We start from the raw sequence: 18,618 nt of genomic DNA, 5'->3' as shown, positions 1-18,618 counted from the left end.
ATCATAGGATTTTTTTATAAAAACTCGAATTAACAGGTACGTTTTGTCTTGTTTAGTTTTCAAAGATCATCTTCATTGTCGCTCAGAGGCGACTTTCTTAATATAACATTTGAGCACCGTGTGCGTCAAGTGTTTTTTTGAATTTCTTTTTGTCCGCTTTTCTTTCAAAGCAACTCGGTTGCTCATTAGCGACGTTTAATAATATACCATCATAATATTCATGCGTCAATATCTTTTTTAACAAAATATCCTCGGTGATAGATTTTTTGTCCCTTCGTCTCAATTGGCTCTACTAGCACAATTCCTTTTTCCACAAAGAAATCAATCATCACACTAAGATCAGGCGTGAAATGTTTGAGATCAGGATGTGCAAGAAGCTCGCCAAACAGCCAAATATCCTGCTGTTCCATGACATGACGCAAATGAGCCGCACCAATTTCTGCTTTTGAATGAATCAAGAAATCATTCGCTAGGAATAAAAGTTCTAACCGCTTATGAAGACTTTCGTGGCTTTCAATCAACTCTGAATAAAGTTTATATACTTCCGGTTCCATATGACGTACTTGGTTCCAAACGGTCACTTCTGGGTGGAAGCCTTTATCAATCACTTCAATACGCGCCAGATGATGCAGGGCATGCACAATGGAATTATATGCATCGAGGAATTGATTTGATTCAAAAAATGCTTTTCCTTCTATATATCTTCGAATGAGCTTGCCATATTCTAAACCAATTTTGAGCTTGCGGTTAGAAAACGGGAATGTACTCAGTTCATCAATCAAGTTGAAAATATATTCATTTCGATCAAACAGGACTTTTCCGTTTAAAATCCAATCAATAATCCGTCTGTTGGTACCTAAGGTAATCCATTCCTTCAACTGATCATCTGTGACAACATTTAAAGAAGCTGTTTGGTGACCGGATTCATAGTGCTTAATAAATAACGGTTCTTCCGCATCCTTTACGATGACTAGAAGCGCTGCATCAAAGTTATCCGTCTCAGAAGATACTTTATGTCTTCTTTCTACTATAATCACAGCTAATGTATCTGGATGACTTGCTCTCTCTTGATAAATAGGACGGAGAAGATTTTCCATAGTGATTCCTCCAATACTCGGGTGTAAGGTTCTTCTCTAATGCTATGTATTTCTCCTCATAGAATCAAAATTCCTTCAATACATGAAAAAAGATCGTTGAATCATTATAAGCAATTTATTCACAAAACTCTATAACTAATTCAAACAGAAAGGTAAAATGTGCTATATTGGAGATAAGGGGGACTAGGGATGGCGAAATACTCCAGTAAGATTAATAAAATCAGAACATTTGCACTTAGTTTGGTTTTTGTTGGTTTTTTGATCATGTATATCGGTGTGTTCTTCAAGGAATCGGTCTGGCTGTCGACCTTCTTTATGCTACTCGGCGTGTTATCGATTGGATTGAGTACAGCCGTTTACTTTTGGATCGGTATGCTTTCTACGAAGGCAGTCCGGGTCGTATGTCCAGGCTGTGAGAAGGAAACAAAAGTGCTTGGGCGGGTGGACATGTGCATGCATTGCAGAGAGCCACTTACACTCGATCCAGCATTAGAAGGCAAAGAGTTTGATGAATCCTACAATCGAAAAAAGTCATAAAAATAAGCTGACCATTCAACTGGTCAGCTTTTTCATTAATGATTTTCTTTTTTTGCACATTCTTGACAAGTGCCATAGATCTCCAAGCGATGATGACTTACTGTAAAGCCTGTCACATGGGATGCAAGCTGTTCTACTTCATCAAGGCCAGGATAGTGAAAGTCAACGATCTTTCCGCAGTTTTCACAAATCGCATGGTAATGGTCAGATGTCGCAAAATCAAATCGGCTTGAGGAATCCCCATACGTTAATTCTTTTACTAATCCAGATTCCCGGAAGACTCGTAAATTGTTGTAAACCGTTGCTACACTCATATTAGGAAATTTCCCTTCAAGTGCCTTATATATATCGTCCGCGGTTGGGTGTGTCATAGAATTTACGAGAAACTCCAAGATGGCATGGCGCTGCGGAGTAATTCGAACACCGGTTTCTTTTAGAGCGTCTAAAGCATCTTTTAGTTCGTGAGCAGCCATTTCATCATGCACCTCTCTTTTCAAAAATATTCTTATATTATAATCTTTATAAATAGTGTACCCCCAGAGCCGAAACTTTGTCAATTACAATCCTCTTTTTTACCTATTCTTCTATACAAAAAAGACCGGCACGACTGCCGATCTCATCTCGTCAACATATTAAGCGTGAGCTTTCAGTTCCTCAAGCGCTTCTTCCACATGATCTTTCACCTTTACTTTACGCCACTCTTTCACAAGCTTTCCTTCTTTATTAATAAGAAACGTTGAGCGTTCAATTCCCATGTATTCCTTACCAAAGTTCTTTTTCAGCTTCCACACACCGAAAGCTTCAGACAATTTTTGTTCGTCATCTACAAGAAGCAGGAAAGGTAAGTCATGTTTTTCTTTAAACTTTTGGTGCTTGTCTTGACCGTCTGGGCTTACGCCGATAATCACAGCATCTAATTCGGCAAAGCTTTGATGGCGGTCACGAAAATCACAGGCTTCCGTTGTGCAGCCCGGCGTCATATCTTTTGGATAAAAATAAAGGACAATGTGTTTCCCTTTAAAATCAGAGAGCTTTACTTTCTCTCCATTATCACCAAGTAATTCAATATCAGGTACTTGCTGCCCCACTTCGATTGTCATACAATCCCTCCAACCTATTTTTTCATTAGCCTATCCAATTTCGAGAAGATATTCAACTAAGGACGCTTGCATCGGCATGTTAAAATAATGATAGACGACGTGATACGTTGAGATAGGAGGCTATTTATGAAATTCACCGAATCAGAAAAATTACATCAAGAGGCGCTGGAGCATATTGTTGGAGGGGTTAACAGCCCATCTCGTTCATATAAAGCAGTGGGCGGCGGGTCACCTGTTGCAATGGAAAAAGGCGAAGGCGCTTATTTTTGGGATGTTGACGGAAACCGTTATATCGACTATTTAGCAGCATACGGCCCAATTATTACGGGACATGCTCATCCTCATATTACAAAAGCCATCACGAAAGCAGCCGAGACGGGTGTCCTTTACGGAACACCAACGAAGCATGAAGTCACTTTTGCTAAGATGCTGAAGGAAGCGATGCCTGCTTTGGACAAAGTTCGTTTTGTCAATTCAGGTACCGAAGCTGTGATGACGACAATCCGTGTCGCTCGCGCTTATACAGGCAGAACAAAGATCATTAAGTTTGCCGGATGTTACCACGGCCATTCTGATCTTGTGCTAGTTGCGGCCGGCTCTGGACCTTCCACTTTAGGAACACCAGATTCAGCGGGCGTGCCTAAAAGTATTGCCAATGAAGTCATTACCGTTCCATTCAACGATATAGACAGCTACAAAGAAGCATTAGACCGCTGGGGTGATGAAGTAGCAGCTGTTCTTGTTGAGCCAATTGTCGGGAACTTTGGCATCGTAGAGCCTAAAGACGGTTTCCTGCAGCAGGTTAATGACCTGACTCATGAAAAAGGGGCTCTAGTCATCTATGATGAAGTCATTACAGCTTTCCGCTTTATGTATGGTGGTGCACAGGACTTGCTTCAAGTAAAACCTGACCTCACTGCATTAGGTAAAATTATCGGCGGCGGTCTTCCAATCGGCGCTTACGGCGGCAAAAAAGAAATTATGGAGCAAGTCGCCCCGCTTGGACCAGCCTACCAAGCTGGCACAATGGCAGGTAATCCTGCCTCCATCCTTTCTGGTATTGCATGCTTGGAAGTGTTAAAAGAAGACGGGGTCTACGAACGTCTTGATCAGCTTGGGGCCATGTTAGAAGAGGGAATTTTAGCCCACGCAAAAAAACATCAAGTAGATATTACAGTGAATCGTTTAAAAGGTGCTCTCACCATTTATTTTACAAAGGAAACGATTGTGAACTACGAGCAGGCTGAAAATACGGATGGTGAAATGTTCGCCCGTTTCTTTAAATTCATGCTCGCACAAGGTATTAACCTCGCGCCTTCTAAATATGAAGCATGGTTCTTAACCATTGCACATACTGAAAATGATATTTCTGAAACGCTCAAAGCAGTAGATCATGCGTTTGAACAACTGAAACAATTATAATGAGGAGAAAAACAGACGTAAATTCATGCGTCTGTTTTTTTATTTACCAGCTCTTGATTGTCAAAAGCGAGTGAATCTGTTACATTTTTTCTCAATACCTTCTTTTGATGTTTTCATGAACTTTCAAAAATCACTTGAATATTTCGGAAGACCGCTGTATATTACTTAGTTGTTTCATCAAAATATTTATGATATATGACAAGTGGTCATCTATTATCGAAAAGAAAGGAATGCAGGGACAAAACCAATGAAACTTGGAGCCCGTATTTTAAAAACTGGTATTGCCATTGTACTCGCGCTTTACCTGGCAACATGGCTTGGGTTGCCGACACCCGTCTTCGCGGGAATTGCAGCTGTATTTGCTATCCAGCCATCTATTTATCGATCATTTTTAACGATTGTTGACCAAGTGCAAGCCAATATTATTGGAGCAGCACTTGCCATTACGTTCGGTCTGCTTTTTGGCACAGGACCAGTCATCATCGGCTTAACTGCCGTCATGGTCATTGCGATTAATTTAAAGCTGAAGATTGAACACACGATTCCGATTGCACTCGTAACCGTCATCGCGATTTTAGAAAGTGCAGGGGATCATTTCCTTTCCTTTGCCTTAATTCGAACAGCAACTGTGGTGTTAGGCGTACTTTCTTCATTTTTAGTGAATTTGATTTTCCTGCCGCCAAAGTATGAAACAAAGCTTGTTCATCACATTATGGAAAATACGGAGGAGATTTTAAAATGGATCCGTCTGAGCTCCAGACAGTCTACTGATCATTCCACTTTAAAGGATGACATCGATCAAATAAAAGAACGTATGATCAAATTAGATCACATTTACTTGTTATACAAAGAAGAACGAAGCTATTTAAAGAAAACAACTTATGTCAAATCTAGAAAGCTTGTTTTATTCAGACAGGCAATCATGACGTCTAATCGAGCGCTGTACTTGCTGAAAAAGCTTCATAAGTTAGAAAATGAAATTCATTTGATGCCAGAGCATTTCAGAGAGAGCTTAACAGATGAGATTGATTATTTGCTTTATTGGCATGAACGTACCTTAATGAAATTTGTTGGAAAAATGAAACCGCAGGACGATGAATTTCAAAATGAATGCTCTCTTCGTCTTGAAGCATTAACGAAATCATTTATTCAGCACCAGCAAAATCAAGAAAACGACTTGCTGGATTACAATATGCTGAATGTGATGTCGAGTATTATTGAATACCGTGATGAATTGGAGCATCTAGATACTTTGATTACAAGCTTCCAAACGTATCACCCAAAAGATAGTGAGATTGAGACAGAAGAAAAAGAAGCTTAAATACAAAAGCCCGATTCTAAGAATCGGGCTTACATTTTTAACAAAGGGCTAAAATGATCTTTATTTAGCCCTTTGTCTTCTTTTCAGCGTAGTTGAAAACCCTTGAAACCAAGGAAAGAGGAGTACTGGAGCGGAGCGAATGCCATATTCGTGAGCACCAGCACGCAGGATTGACAAAGAATGAGGGGTTTGTCTACTCGCTGTGACCGATTCTTAGAATCGGTCTTATTTTATTTTCTTCATTTTAGGATCAAGGGTGTCCCTTAATCCATCTCCCATCAAGTTAAAGCCAAGAACCGTCAGCATGATCGCAATCCCCGGGAAAAATAAAGTCCACGGCGCTTGTACGAGATAAGGTCTCGCATCGGCAAGCATTTTCCCCCACTCTGGACTTGGCGCTTGTGCACCTAATCCTAAAAATCCTAAAGCCGCCGCTTCAATAATGGCAGTACCAATCGCAAGCGTCGCTTGAACGATGACCGGCACCATACTATTTGGCAGAATGTGACGAAGAACGATGCGGCGGTGTGACATCCCGACTGCCTTTGCTGCTAAAACATATTCTTCTTGCTTAATGCTCAGCACCTTTGAACGAACCAGCCGCCCAAAAGTCGGGACGTTAATAATCGCTATGGCAATAAGGGCATTTTGTAAGGAAGGGCCTAAGATGGAAACGATCGCAATCGCTAATAGAATGCTAGGAAAAGCGAGTAAAATATCAAATAGTCTTGAGATGACAGCATCCAGCAATCTGCCGCCGTAACCTGCCATCAATCCAAGCAATGTCCCTAAAATAACCGACCCGAGAACGGAGAAGAAACCCACCCATAATGAAATCCGAGCTCCATGCACGACTCTAGAAAATATGTCTCTCCCGAAATCATCCGTACCAAACCAATGTGCAGCCGAAGGGGCACTAAATCGTTCGCCTAGTGACTGCTCGTTGATTCCATAAGGAGCAATGAGCGGTGCAAAGATTGCTAGGATCAGAAATAAAAAGACAATCACAGTGCCAATGACCGCCAGCTTGTGCTGAAAGAACAGTTTCATCGATTCAAGAATCAGTGATTGAGAGCGTTCTTCCTTTTGTTCAGGTGCTTGAAGCTCTTTTTGCGCTTCCATGTCGTCACTCTCCCTTCTCTAGTATTTAATCCTCGGATCAATGACTGCATACAAGATATCCACAATGAAATTGATCAGCACAAATATGAGCGCAACAACAAGAATGCCAGTTTGAATGACAGGATAATCACGATAGCTAATGGCATCGTAAATATACCGCCCAATTCCCGGCCAAGCAAAGATCGTTTCTGTTAAAATGGCTCCGCCTAGCAAGAGACCTGTTTGAAGACCAATAATCGTTAAAATCGGAATGAGCGCATTTTTCAGCCCATGCTGGTAAATGATGAAAAATGAACGTACCCCTTTTGCTTTTGCTGTTCGTATAAAATCTGAATGAAGAACTTCCAGCATACTTGCCCTCGTAATCCTTGCAATAATCGCAGCAGGAATCGTTGCGAGAGCGGTACTTGGTAAAATTAAATGCTTGATGCTGTCAAAAAATTGATCAAATCGTCCTTGCAAAATCGTGTCCAGCGTATGGATATAGGTGATCGACTCTACCGGATTTCTGACGTTTTCTCGTCCTGTAGTCGGCAAAATACCTAATTCAATCGAGAATAGCCACTGTCCCATTAAGCCTAACCAGAAAATCGGCATGGACACCCCAATGAGCGCAATAAACATGGCCACATAATCAAAGAAAGAATGTTTAAACCACGCACTAATGATTCCGGCATTCACACCGACAATAATCGCCAGCAACATAGCGAAGAAAGTCAATTCTAATGTAGCAAATAAGTAAGGCTTCATTTCCTGGGCAATAGCCGCTCCTGTTCGTATGGAAGTCCCTAGATCGCCTTTTAAAAGCCCCAGCATGTAGTGACCATATTGTACGTACCACGGCTGGTCTAAACCAAGCTGAATCGTCAATTGCTCTACTGCTTCTTTCGTTGCCCGCTGTCCTAAGATGACCTGCGCCGGATTTCCAGGGATAAACCGAATAATAGAAAATACAACTAAGGTCATTCCGATCAGTACTGGAATGAGCATTCCTGCTCGCTTCATACAATAAGCAAACAAACAGCTTTCACCGCCTTTTCATTGTTTGGATAAGGGAGATCGAACGATCTCCCTTATTTGCTTATTCGAAATATACGTCAGTCAATGCTTCGGAACCAGTCGGATGCGGCTGGTAGCCTTTTAAATCTTTAGATGCGGCGAGCATTGGAATTGAATGGACTAATGGAATCCAAGGTGCTTCATCATGAATGATTTCTTGAGCTTCTTGATATAATTCATTTCGCTTCTTTTGATCCGTATCGGTCTGAGCTTCAATGAGGATGTCATGCATTTTATCGTTTTGGAAGAATGTATAGTTGTTACCGCCAATACTGTCTTTATCTAATAATGTGTAGATGAAATTATCAGGATCGCCATTGTCCCCTGTCCATCCTAATAAGAACACATCTGCTTCGCCTTTACTTGCTTTATCTAAATAAGTCGCCCAATCATATGTGACGATTTCGGCTTTGACACCAACTTTTTCAAAGTTTGACTGAATGACTTCAGCTACCTTCATCCCGTCTGGCATATATGGGCGCGGCACAGGCATTGCCCAAAGCTTGATGCGAAAACCGTCAGGGAAGCCTGCCTCTTTCAATAGTTCTTTTGCTTTTTCCAGATCATATGGATATGGCTCAATCTCGTCATTGTAGCCTTCTAATGACGGAGGAAGTGGATTTTTTGCTGGTTCAGCAAGCCCTCCATAAAACGACTCGATGATTGATTCTTTATCAACTGCATAATTGAGTGCCTGACGAACCAACTTGTTATCAAGCGGCTTTCTAGTCACTGTCAGCCCGATATAACCTACGTTCATGGATGGTCTTTCAATCAACTGGAGCGCTTTGTCTGTTTTAATGCCATCTAAATCGGACGGATTGACGCCGTCCATTAAGTCGATTTCGCCTGTTTTAAGCGCATTTAAACGAGCAGAGTTTTCAGGAATAGAGCGGAAGATGATTTGTTTCAGTTTTGGTTTATCTTTTTGCCAGTAATCTTCGTTCTTTTCTAAGACAATACGGTCGTTCTGCTTCCATTCTTTAAACTTAAATGGTCCTGTGCCAACTGGGTTTTCTCTAAATGAATCACCGCTTTTTTCAACTGCTGCAGGACTAGCGATACCAAATGGTGACATGGCGATGTTTTTCAGAAATGTTGCTTGCGGGCGTTTGAGTTGAAATTCAATTTCATGCTCTCCTTTGACGATGATGTCTTTAATGACATGCCCTTTATCTTTTTTATAGCCGCCAAACATGCCGTAGTAAGGAAATTTTTCGGCATCTCCATTCATCCAGCGGTCAAAGTTGAATTTCACTGCTTCTGCATTAAAGTCTGTGCCATCGTGAAATTTCACACCTTCTCTTAAGTAGAACGTGTACGATTTTCCGTCCTTTGCAACATCCCATTCTGTTGCGAGGCCCGGATGGATGGTCGTGTCTTTTTCACCGTAATTCAAAAGCTTTTCAAACATATTCTCTGTGACCTTGAAGGTTTCGCCTTCTGTTGTTGTAATCGGATCAAGTGACGTAGAGTCCCCTCCTCTGCCGAATACGAGAGTGTCTTTTGTGGCTTTTTCTTCTGATGTTGATGAAGATGAACAGCCCCCTAGAAATAACGCAAGTGCCAGCACAAAAATGAAACTACTGAATAACCATGTCTTCTTCATTGTGTTCCTCCTTTTGATATAAATAGCACGCGGCTGCATGGCCTGTTTTCTCCTCATACAAAGGCGGAACAGCTTGCAAGCATTGCGCCCACCTTTTTGGACATCTTTTATAGAAAGGACAGCCATCTTCTGACACCAGGGTGGATTCTTCCGCTGACACATCCTGCGTTTCCAGCACGTGATCCATATGTGGAATGGATGTCAGAAGAAGCGATGTATAAGGATGAAGCGGCTTGTGAAATACGTCCTCCGCAGGACCCATTTCTACAATACGGCCAGCGTACATCACTGCAATTCGGTCGCTCATATACTTGACAACGCCTAGATCGTGAGAAATAAACAAGTACGTCAGAGAAAGCGTCTTTTGCAATTCGAGCATTAAATTCAATATTTGCGCTTGAACCGATACATCTAAAGCGGAAACTGGCTCATCGGCAATCACAAGACTTGGATGAGTAATCAGCGCCCTAGCAATTCCAATACGCTGCCTCTGACCGCCGCTAAATTGGTGCGCATAACGGTCTCCATAGGATGGGTCAAACCCAACAATGTGCAGCATCTCTTTTACACGCTTTTGTCTTTCTGCTTTTGTTCCATGTTTATGAACAATGAGCGGTTCTTCTAAAATGTCTTTGATTTTCATTCGTGGATTTAAGGAAGCGTATGGATCTTGGAAAATCATTTGAATGTCTTTTCTGAAGGAACGCATGTCTCGTTCTTTCAGAAGCGTCACTTCTTTTCCTTTCATTTGAATTGAGCCAGAAGTCGGTTCGATTAATCTCATTAAGCTTTTGCCAAGGGTTGATTTCCCGCAGCCAGATTCGCCCACAATGCCGAGCGTCTCTCCTTCTTTCACGTGAAAGGACACTTGATTTAAAGCCAAAGTCGTCTGTTTGTGTTTAGAAAAAAATGCCGATGTGTCATAACGCTTCGTCAGTTGATTCACTTGCAACAGTGGGTGATTCAGTGTCTTCTCCTCCTTCCATTAGAAAACATGCGACGCGGTGATTGTGTGAAATGGATTGTAAAGATGGGTCTTTTTCAAGACATTGCGTCATTTGATATGGACAGCGTGGTGCAAATTGACAGCCGGACCGAATAGCTCCTGGCTTAGGTACATGACCCGCAATCGACATGAGTTTTTCTTTTTTCTCTTTAAATGATGGAACAGAGGCGAAAAGACCTTTCGTGTAGGGATGGAGAGGTTTTTGGAAAATACGGTCAACGGTTCCTTCTTCTACGATTCGACCGGCATACATAATCATGACACGCTGGCATATTTGCCGCACGACGCCTAAATCATGAGTAATAAATAAAATAGCGGTGTCCATCTCTTCATTTAACTTTTTGAGCAAATGAAGAATTTGTGCTTGGATGGTGACATCAAGTGCAGTCGTTGGTTCATCTGCAATCATGAGCTTTGGGTGACACAGCATAGCCATCGCAATCATCACACGCTGACGCATGCCGCCCGATAGTTCATGTGGATATTTTTTGAGTAATGACGCTGCTTGTTTCAGGCCTACCGTTTGAAGCAAATCTACCGCCTTCACTTTTGCTTCTTTTTGGCTGATAGTCTGATGTGTGAAAAGGGCTTCTGTCATTTGCTTGCCGATGGTCATGAGTGGATTGAGAGAAGTCATGGGTTCCTGGAAAATCATTGAGATGTCATTCCCTCTGACCTCTCGCCATTGTTTCTCCGACAGTGACAGCAGGTTTTGACCTTCAAATTGTATGTGACCTGTTGTTTCTGTTTGGTGATTCAGCCCCATTAAAGACATCGATGTGATGCTTTTCCCGCAGCCAGATTCGCCCACAATACCTAAGGTTTCTCCTTTTTGAATAGAGAATGAGATGTCATGGACGATCGGCACTCTCTGTTTTTTTTGCTGAAAGGCAATGGACAGCTGTTTAACATCTAGCAATACTTCTTGTTCTTTCACATCTTCACCACCCCGTCATACTTTTTAAAATTGTATTGAGACAAGCTGGGAAATATGTCATGTTTTTGACAAGCATAAAAAAGCCTATCCGCTAGAATCGGATAGGCTTCTACTAATTTAATGTTTGAATGGTAAATAGATGGCGATAGTGGCTGTCTCGGTTCATTAATTCTTCATGTGTTCCTTTTTCCACAATCTCGCCTTGTTCCATGACCACAATGAGGTCCGCATGTGTAATCGTTGATAAACGGTGCGCAACTATAAAAGTTGTGCGATCTTTTGCCAGCTTTTGCATCGCTTCTTGAATGTAATGTTCACTTTCTAAATCAAGTGCAGACGTCGCTTCGTCTAAAATAAGCAGCGGTGGATTTTTAAGAAATACCCTTGCAATTGAAATTCGTTGTTTTTGACCGCCTGATAGCTTTACGCCACGTTCTCCTACTTTCGTGTCATATCCTTCAGGAAGAGACATGATAAAATCATGCGCATTAGCCGCTTTGGCAGCCGACACAATTTTCTCAAAGGATGCTTCCGGGTCTCCCACAGCGATATTTTCTTTTATGGTGTCACTGAATAAGAATGTATCTTGGAGCACCATTCCGACTTGATTACGCAGGCTTCTTGCCTTGTACTCTTTAATATCAATGCCGTCAATTTCGAGTGATCCGCTTGTAACATCATAAAATCTTGGAATTAAGCTGACGAGTGTCGACTTCCCTCCGCCGCTCATTCCTACAAGCGCAACAGTTTGACCTTTTTCTACTTTCAAGGAGATATTGTGTAAAATCTCTTCCTGTGTATGTTCGTAACGGAACGTCACATCTTTAAATTCTACCTCTCCTTTTAAGTGATTGGCTTCTTTTGCATTGGGCTTGTCTGTTACTTCATACGGTTCATCAATAAACTCAAAAATACGATCCATTGAGGCTACTGACTGAGTTAAAGTCGTCGATGAGTTAATGAGACGACGAATCGGGTTGTACATCCGGTCAATGTAGCCGACAAAGGCAATCATTGTCCCAATTGAAAGCGACCCGTTAATGACGGTATAGCCAGCAAAAGCAATGATGAGCAGCGGCGCAATGTCTGTGATCGTATTGACGACGGCGAATGTTTTGGCATTCCAATTCGTATGATTGATCGCTTTGTTTAAGAAATTTTTATTTTCATCGTGAAAATTCTCTTGTTCGTATTCTTCAATCGCAAAGCTGCGAATGACAGGCATTCCTTGTACTCGCTCATGCAGGTGCCCTTGTACCTCAGCGAGTGCCTGCGACCGCTCTTTTGTCAGTTTGCGAAGCCGTCCGTAAAAATACTTCACTGCTAACGCATACAGCGGAAAAATAATGACAGACACAATGGTGAGTTTAAGATCCAGTGTACACATAATGGCTATCACAATCAGGACGGTCATCAAATCAAGCCAAATGTTCATAAGCCCTGTGATGACAAATTCCTTTGTTTGCTCCACATCGTTGATGACCCTTGAAATAATTTCCCCTGTTCTCGTGTTGGCGTAATAACGAAGGCTTAGCTTTTGAATGTGCGAGAACAGTTTTTCCCGAATATCAAATAATACTTTACTGCCTGTCCACTGCGCATAGTATTGTCTGTAGTACTCAACAGGCGGTCTCATCACTAAAAATAATACAAGCATGATTCCCATAATAATAAAGAGAGTGGATGTTTTTTCTTCAGCCGATCCAGAGCCTTGAATGACATCATCAATGACATACTTTAAAAGCAGAGGCAATGTTAAGGGGATCGAGAACTTAATCATTCCGATCACCATTGTCAATGCAATCTGTTTTTTATACGGTGTTACAAAAGCCATGTAACGTTTTATGACCCCCATGTAAATCTCCTTCCCAATCTATCAGTGCCTCTTATCCGTACGCAGTCAAAAACCTGTTGGCTTTGAAAAGCCAAACAGGTTTTAGCTGCTGTTACTTATTTTGTATAACGCAAAAAACGTTCATACCACATATCCACAAATTCTGGAGCAAACGGTCCCTTCCGCTGGTGAATCCAATGCAGTAATGTATTTAGATGCTCTCGTAAGATACTATCGATTTCTTTTGGATAATTCATCTGCCTCTTATGATCTGCATATTCATCCTCATCCAAAATATTATACGTCATGTCCGGAAAGACTTTGACATCTAAGTCGTAATCAATATACTTAATCGCCTCTTCATCTGTCGCAAAAGGAGAGCTGATGTTGCAGTAATAATACACCCCATCATCTCGAAGCATCCCAATGACATTAAACCATTGTTTTGCATGAAAATAGCAAATAGCCGGTTCTCTTGTCATCCATGTACGGCCATCGGATTCAGTCACCATTGTTCGATCGTTTGCACCAATGATACACAATTCCGTTGCTTTCAGAATGGTGGTTTCATTCCAAATCCTGTGGATCAAGCCATTATGTTTATAGCTTTGAATTTGGATGGTTTCTCCTTCCTTGGGATAGCCCATATTTTCTCCCCTACTTTCTATAACAAACAAACCTAACAGTCCAAAGACCTAATTTCACAACTAAACATGTCTCTATTATATTATACCGTTACATCATTAAAAAATGAAATGAAAAAGCCATTCAACCCAATTGAACGGCACACTCTTTTACATGACGGTTGAGCTCTTCTCCATTTGTTTATACGAATTGATGACTTGTTTAGTCTGTTTTGTAAATAGTGTCTGGACTTTTTGCAGTTCCTCTCGTTTCTGTTTGATTTGATCACGAAGCTTATGCCGCTCTTCCTTTTTTTCACCTTGCAGCAATTGTTTTTCTGTCTCTAAGTACAGATCAAGTTCTCCTTGTACATCGAGCAGCTGATCCATAAGCTGCATTTGTTCTTTGACAAGCTGATCGAAATCAGACATCTAACTCCTCCCTTTCCTTCGATTCCACTTTTTGTATCTATACCATTTCTTGAAAGAAGGAAGAAGTCCTTTGACTGTTTATGTAGAGGTTTTACAGGTTTTGTCGGATGATGGGGAGAGACAAAAAGAAAAGCACTTCATTCGTAGATGAAGTGCTTCCCTTTGTTTCAGTGATTAGCTGTTTTGTTGTTTGTTTTGCTCAGCTTTTTGGTTGTATTTTTTTACGTGCTGTGCGTCAGTCTCGCTAGCAAATTCAGTGCCATATTGACCGCCTTGTGCAGCAGCTTGGTTTTGTTTTTTCACTTGTTGTGCGTTTGTTTTGTTTTGTTGTTTATCCATCATTATCACCTCCACGCACATTAATTTGTGCAGAAGGTGTACATCTTATTCATGATTTTTTTAAACAAGCAAAGAACGTCCGCCATCGACGATAATCGTCTGTCCTCTAATCATATCTGCTTTGCCTGATACAAGGAATTCTACACTGTCGACCATGTCTTTAATTTCCACCATACGGCCAGCTGGTGTATTTTTCTTAGCGTCTTCTAATAGCTCTTCACGATTTGGGAAGTGCTTGAGTGCATCTGTATCAATGGCACCGCCTGATACGGCATTTACGACGATATTTTTTTGTGACAGCTCAACGGATAGGTAGCGTGTCAACGCTTCTAGTGCTGCTTTAGATACACCGACCACCGTGTAGTTTTCAAGGTAGCGGATGGAGCCTAGTGAGCTAATGCTGACGATATGTCCGCCGCCGTTTTTCTCCATTAATTTGGCTGCTTCTTGTCCGCAGAATAACAAGGCCTTCGCATTGATATTCATGGTCCAGTCCCAATGATTTTCTTCAAGATCCATGATTGGACGCTGAACGCCAGATGCCGCATTGTTCACAAATACGTCTAAACGGCCAAACGTTTCGTCAATTTGCTGGAACATGTCTTTGATTTTCTCTGGCTGACCAACGTTGGCTTTGACAACTAATGTTTTAACACCCATCGCTTCAATTTCTTCAGCTGTTTCAAGTGCTGCTTTTTTGCTTCTTGCATAGTTAATGACAATGTCATATCCTTTTTCAGCCAGGCGAAGGGCTACTTCTTTCCCGACACCTCTACTGCTGCCTGTAATTAGTGCACATTTACGCTTGTTCATTATGGTTCATCTCCTGATTTGAATAGTTTTCGTCCATTCGCTTCACACTAATAGGAAAGTTCCTATTAGGAGGTTACATTCATGTATGTCGGACGCGATTTAAGCCAGCTTGGCATGATGTCAAAGGATCAATGGAAAGATACTGAGCTTGCTTTTTTTCATCATGCTTTCCAACAAATTTTACCTTATTTAAACGAAGAAGGGCAATCTAAGTATCGAGAAATCATTTCTGAAATTGAAAACCGCGGGGGTCTGCACCGAAATGAAGCCGATTATACCCATGGTACAACGGTTAAATATGACTAGGCTGTTCAAGTGCCATCTTCCATATTTTTTGATGTGAGACTGGCAAAGCATATGCCTCAAATTCTTCTGTTGTGACTTTTTTCAGCATCGTGTCATCAGATACAGAGGTCACACGTCCAAAGAAAACAGAAATATTCCAGATGAGGTGGGTAAATACATGTTGAATGGTGCCTTCTAAATCACCAAGTTCTGCTTGTACACCCGCTTCCTCTTTTAAGAAATCAATCAGCTGCTCTTTTTCCGTTTTTCTTCCCTTCATTGTTTCCATGTTTGGGAACTCCCATAAATTCGCAAGCAGACCTGTACTTGGACGTTTATGAATATAAAGATGGCCTGCATCGTCAAATAGCACCGCTGCTGCCATTGATTTCGCAGTCGGCTTTTTCTTTTTACTTTTCACCGGCAGCTCATGCTGAACGCCTTCCTCCAGTGCTGAGCAATGCATGTTTACAGGACAAATGAGGCATGCAGGAGAGGTTGGGGTGCAAATAAGTGCACCTAGCTCCATTAGCCCTTGATTGAATTCTGACGGCTTTTCCCGGGAAATGAGCTGATCAACCGCAAATTCGAAAATGTTTCTCGTTTTTGGTTTTGCAATATCATCCCATATGGACAAGATACGGGAAATGACCCTCATCACGTTGCCGTCTACCGCAGGGTATGGCTTGTTATAAGCGATACTCAGCACTGCGCCGCTCGTATACGGACCTACACCTTTCAGCTTTGAAAATTGTTCTTTCGTATCAGGGACAACGCCCTCGTAGGATTCATATACTTCTTTCACAGCAGCCTGTAAATTACGCACTCTTGAGTAGTAGCCCAGACCTTCCCATGCTTTCATGACCTTTTCTTCATCAGCTAAAGCAAGATCTTTCACCGTCGGGAATTGTTCCATAAACCGGTTGAAGTACGGAATGACCGTATCCACTCTCGTTTGCTGGAGCATCACTTCTGATACCCAGACGCGGTATGGATCTTGATTTTCACGCCATGGAAGTGTCCGTTGTTCTTTTTCATACCAATCGATTAAATCATGCTGAAAACCCGCAATATCTTTGCGGTCCAGCTTTTCTTGAATGTCTTTCATCTCTATACTCCTTCTTATCGAACCGAGAGCTAACGTTCTGAAAAGAACCTTATTTGTTGTATACTGTTTGTAGATACGTTAACATGTTACATTAAATCGGGATAAAGCAAAAGTAATTTTGCACATAGTCTTGATGAGAAACGTATACTTTGTATGATTGTTCCTAAGCATGACAACTAGGAGGTAATCAATTGGACACTGGTACTCATGTAGTAATGGGCATTTCTCTTGGGGGACTTGCGCTTTTAGATCCAGCCGTCAGCGCAGATCCACACATGGCTCATGCCGTGATGATCGCGACTATTGCCGGCTCCCAAGCACCAGACATTGATACTGTGCTAAAACTAAAAAATAATGCAGTTTATATAAGAAATCACCGGGGATTTACTCATTCCATTCCGGCTGTACTGTTTTGGTCATTGCTAATTCCGGCTGTGATTTTCCCATTTGTGCCGGGGGCAAATTTACTTCACCTTTGGTTATGGACACTATTAGCCGTCGTGCTTCATGTGTTTGTCGATATATTCAATGCATACGGCACACAGGCCATTCGTCCATTTTCAAAGAAATGGGTAGCGCTTGGGATCATTAACACGTTTGATCCGTTTATCTTTTTTACCCATCTTGTCGCCATTGTCGTTTGGGCGATTGGCGGGCATCCCGGCTATACGTTTATTACGCTGTATGCCGTGATTTTCTGTTATTATATCGTCAGGGTCATCATGCAGCTTCAGATTAAACGTCAGCTGCGTGCACGATTCGATGAAATTGAAGACATTATTATTTCGCCTACAATGAAGTTCAGACAATGGCGCATTGCCGTGAAATGTAAATCCTCTTTCCATGTTGGACGCAGTATGAATGGTGAGATCATCATTTTAGACACCTTTAACCGTGTGCCGGTCCCTGATACAGAGATTATGAAAATTGCCAAGCAAGACGAAAACATTTCAGCCTTTCTCTCCTTCTCCCCTGTCTACCGGTGGGAAGTGGATAAATACAAGGACCATTATGAGGTACGGTTCATTGATTTGCGCTACCGCAGCAAAGGTCACTATCCTTTCGTCGCGATCTGCCATATCGACATGGACCACCAAATCAAAAATTCCTATACCGGCTGGATTTTCAGTGAAGAAAAACTGCAAAAAAAATTAAGACTCGGCTCTGTGTGAGCGAGTCTTTTTTTGTGCTTACATCTTCGTCATATATTCCACAATAAACTCCCAAAAGCCAGGTCCTTCTTGGTAAATTAGCCGGTCTACTTTTTCGATGAGTTTGATATAGAGTTCTTGTTCGAGGTCTTCTCTTTCTTGATATGCCGTGTTTTGTAGTTTCTTTTTGATCATGGGTGTGAAGGTTTCAATGAGTTCTTCTATTTCTCCATTGGTGATTTTGTCTTCTTGCACGGACATCTCCCCCTGTTTCTTCTTTTAGTTTGTTGAGCGCTTTTTTGTGAATGTTTGAGATGTTTTGTCTTGTTTCACCTAGCTGATCGGCTATTTCTTTCATTGTTTGGCCTTCGACATAAATTTGGGTGAGGACCATTTTTTGTTTGTCTGTGAGCTGCCGGTAGGCCTTGTACAATCTTGGGTCTTGGAGGTGCTCCCCTAAGTCTTGTTGGTTAAAGAGCACCGCTTCATACGTATCTGTTTGAACAGGGTCTTTCACTTCTTGTGTATCAGGATGATCGAGTATGAGTGGAAAACGCTGCTGCTTCTTTTTTACTCGTTTGTCAAAGTCGACTGAAAAGATGCGGATCATTGTGGAGATATACTTGATGATGCGGATTTTTTGATAAAACTGTTTGAACTCGGAATCTAGTTTTTTCGCATTTTCTTCGTTTGGCTCTTCCATGACTTGCCTAAGCAGCTGCTGGTTTTTAGGGTTGCTTAAAAATTGCTGAATGAGCGGGTGATCAACGATTTCCTTCCATTTTGCTTTCAATAACAGCCGATAATCCATGTGCATCCTCCC

General features: G+C 41.6%; 20 protein-coding genes and 1 pseudogene. 5 read left to right on the top strand and 16 right to left on the bottom strand.

What is annotated here, in order from left to right:
• Positions 1-218: 218 nt before the first annotated feature.
• Positions 219-1,097, bottom strand: a complete 879-nt coding sequence (locus tag V7L95_RS11255; RefSeq protein ID WP_017358856.1) for a nucleotidyltransferase-like protein — start codon at positions 1,095-1,097, stop codon at positions 219-221.
• A 189-nt stretch (positions 1,098-1,286) separates the two neighbouring features.
• Between V7L95_RS11255 and V7L95_RS11250 the strand changes: the two genes are divergently transcribed.
• Entirely contained in the window at positions 1,287-1,634 is a 348-nt protein-coding gene (locus V7L95_RS11250; protein WP_007496750.1) for a YgzB family protein, read from the top strand.
• A 35-nt stretch (positions 1,635-1,669) separates the two neighbouring features.
• Here V7L95_RS11250 and perR read toward each other — a convergent pair whose 3' ends face one another.
• Positions 1,670-2,107 (bottom strand): peroxide-responsive transcriptional repressor PerR, encoded by a 438-nt coding sequence (perR, locus tag V7L95_RS11245; protein ID WP_003217782.1) that lies wholly within the window; start codon positions 2,105-2,107, stop codon positions 1,670-1,672.
• A gap of 159 nt (positions 2,108-2,266) precedes the next feature.
• Positions 2,267-2,734: a thioredoxin-dependent thiol peroxidase gene (gene bcp / locus V7L95_RS11240; RefSeq protein ID WP_007496746.1), complete on the bottom strand. Its 468-nt coding sequence runs from the start codon at positions 2,732-2,734 to the stop codon at positions 2,267-2,269.
• Between the two features lie 126 nt (positions 2,735-2,860).
• On the opposite strand from bcp, the gene V7L95_RS11235 reads away from it, so the two are divergent.
• Together V7L95_RS11235 and V7L95_RS11230 are read left to right on the top strand one after the other, a co-directional pair.
• The gene (locus tag V7L95_RS11235) at positions 2,861-4,156 is read left to right on the top strand and encodes a glutamate-1-semialdehyde 2,1-aminomutase (protein ID WP_249670414.1); all 1,296 of its coding nucleotides are present in this window, start codon (positions 2,861-2,863) and stop codon (positions 4,154-4,156) included.
• 247 nt (positions 4,157-4,403) lie between these two features.
• The gene (locus V7L95_RS11230) at positions 4,404-5,477 is read left to right on the top strand and encodes an aromatic acid exporter family protein (RefSeq protein WP_007496742.1); all 1,074 of its coding nucleotides are present in this window, start codon (positions 4,404-4,406) and stop codon (positions 5,475-5,477) included.
• Between the two features lie 225 nt (positions 5,478-5,702).
• On the opposite strand, the gene V7L95_RS11225 is transcribed toward V7L95_RS11230, so the two are convergent.
• The 10 genes and pseudogenes from V7L95_RS11225 to fabL all read right to left on the bottom strand — a co-directional run bounded on the left by V7L95_RS11225 (position 5,703) and on the right by fabL (position 15,251).
• Positions 5,703-6,599, bottom strand: a complete 897-nt coding sequence (locus V7L95_RS11225; RefSeq protein WP_008341942.1) for an ABC transporter permease — start codon at positions 6,597-6,599, stop codon at positions 5,703-5,705.
• 18 nt (positions 6,600-6,617) lie between these two features.
• A complete protein-coding gene (locus V7L95_RS11220; protein ID WP_017358852.1) occupies positions 6,618-7,619 on the bottom strand; it encodes an ABC transporter permease in 1,002 nt (333 codons plus the stop codon).
• A 61-nt stretch (positions 7,620-7,680) separates the two neighbouring features.
• Complete coding sequence (locus tag V7L95_RS11215) at positions 7,681-9,267, bottom strand: ABC transporter substrate-binding protein (RefSeq protein ID WP_216943086.1); 1,587 nt, start codon at positions 9,265-9,267, stop codon at positions 7,681-7,683.
• The gene (locus tag V7L95_RS11210; protein WP_082114293.1) at positions 9,242-10,219 is read right to left on the bottom strand and encodes an ABC transporter ATP-binding protein; all 978 of its coding nucleotides are present in this window, start codon (positions 10,217-10,219) and stop codon (positions 9,242-9,244) included. Before V7L95_RS11210 ends, V7L95_RS11215 begins: the two co-directional genes overlap by 26 nt.
• Positions 10,188-11,210, bottom strand: coding sequence for an ABC transporter ATP-binding protein (locus V7L95_RS11205; RefSeq protein WP_046527459.1), 1,023 nt, complete (start codon positions 11,208-11,210; stop codon positions 10,188-10,190). The genes V7L95_RS11210 and V7L95_RS11205 overlap by 32 nt, the downstream gene beginning before the upstream one ends.
• 112 nt (positions 11,211-11,322) lie before the next feature.
• Entirely contained in the window at positions 11,323-13,065 is a 1,743-nt protein-coding gene (locus V7L95_RS11200; protein ID WP_041090773.1) for an ABC transporter ATP-binding protein, read from the bottom strand.
• A 95-nt stretch (positions 13,066-13,160) separates the two neighbouring features.
• Complete coding sequence (locus V7L95_RS11195) at positions 13,161-13,691, bottom strand: DUF402 domain-containing protein (protein WP_008341956.1); 531 nt, start codon at positions 13,689-13,691, stop codon at positions 13,161-13,163.
• A gap of 147 nt (positions 13,692-13,838) precedes the next feature.
• The gene (locus V7L95_RS11190; protein ID WP_213406527.1) at positions 13,839-14,099 is read right to left on the bottom strand and encodes a YgaB family protein; all 261 of its coding nucleotides are present in this window, start codon (positions 14,097-14,099) and stop codon (positions 13,839-13,841) included.
• 174 nt (positions 14,100-14,273) lie between these two features.
• Positions 14,274-14,423, bottom strand: a pseudogene (locus V7L95_RS11185) (gamma-type small acid-soluble spore protein); the annotation flags it as partial.
• 75 nt (positions 14,424-14,498) lie between these two features.
• Positions 14,499-15,251 carry an enoyl-[acyl-carrier-protein] reductase FabL gene (fabL, locus tag V7L95_RS11180; protein WP_007496726.1) on the bottom strand — a complete coding sequence of 251 codons (753 nt, stop codon included), beginning with the start codon at positions 15,249-15,251 and terminating at the stop codon, positions 14,499-14,501.
• Positions 15,252-15,332: 81 nt separating this feature from the next.
• Here fabL and V7L95_RS11175 point away from each other — a divergent pair, with 81 nt between their 5' ends.
• On the top strand, positions 15,333-15,557 hold the full coding sequence (locus V7L95_RS11175; RefSeq protein ID WP_008341962.1) for a hypothetical protein: 225 nt from the start codon (positions 15,333-15,335) through the stop codon (positions 15,555-15,557).
• On the opposite strand, the gene mutY is transcribed toward V7L95_RS11175, so the two are convergent.
• Positions 15,544-16,644: an A/G-specific adenine glycosylase gene (mutY, locus tag V7L95_RS11170; protein WP_017358847.1), complete on the bottom strand. Its 1,101-nt coding sequence runs from the start codon at positions 16,642-16,644 to the stop codon at positions 15,544-15,546. The genes V7L95_RS11175 and mutY overlap by 14 nt on opposite strands.
• Positions 16,645-16,835: 191 nt before the next feature.
• Between mutY and V7L95_RS11165 the strand changes: the two genes are divergently transcribed.
• Entirely contained in the window at positions 16,836-17,816 is a 981-nt protein-coding gene (locus V7L95_RS11165) for a metal-dependent hydrolase (protein ID WP_008341965.1), read from the top strand.
• A gap of 18 nt (positions 17,817-17,834) precedes the next feature.
• Here the strand turns inward: V7L95_RS11165 and rsoA are convergent, their stop codons facing one another.
• Both rsoA and V7L95_RS11155 read right to left on the bottom strand, forming a co-directional pair.
• Positions 17,835-18,056: a sigma-O factor regulator RsoA gene (gene rsoA, locus V7L95_RS11160; protein ID WP_175415450.1), complete on the bottom strand. Its 222-nt coding sequence runs from the start codon at positions 18,054-18,056 to the stop codon at positions 17,835-17,837.
• Positions 18,004-18,606 carry a sigma-70 family RNA polymerase sigma factor gene (locus V7L95_RS11155; RefSeq protein ID WP_213406526.1) on the bottom strand — a complete coding sequence of 201 codons (603 nt, stop codon included), beginning with the start codon at positions 18,604-18,606 and terminating at the stop codon, positions 18,004-18,006. The genes rsoA and V7L95_RS11155 overlap by 53 nt, the downstream gene beginning before the upstream one ends.
• Positions 18,607-18,618 lie beyond the last annotated feature (12 nt).

Source organism: Bacillus sp. PPSBB_11, assembly GCF_038023285.1.
Classification (GTDB): Bacteria; Bacillota; Bacilli; order Bacillales; family Bacillaceae; genus Bacillus; species Bacillus altitudinis.
This window is presented reverse-complemented; position numbering and strand designations above follow the sequence as displayed.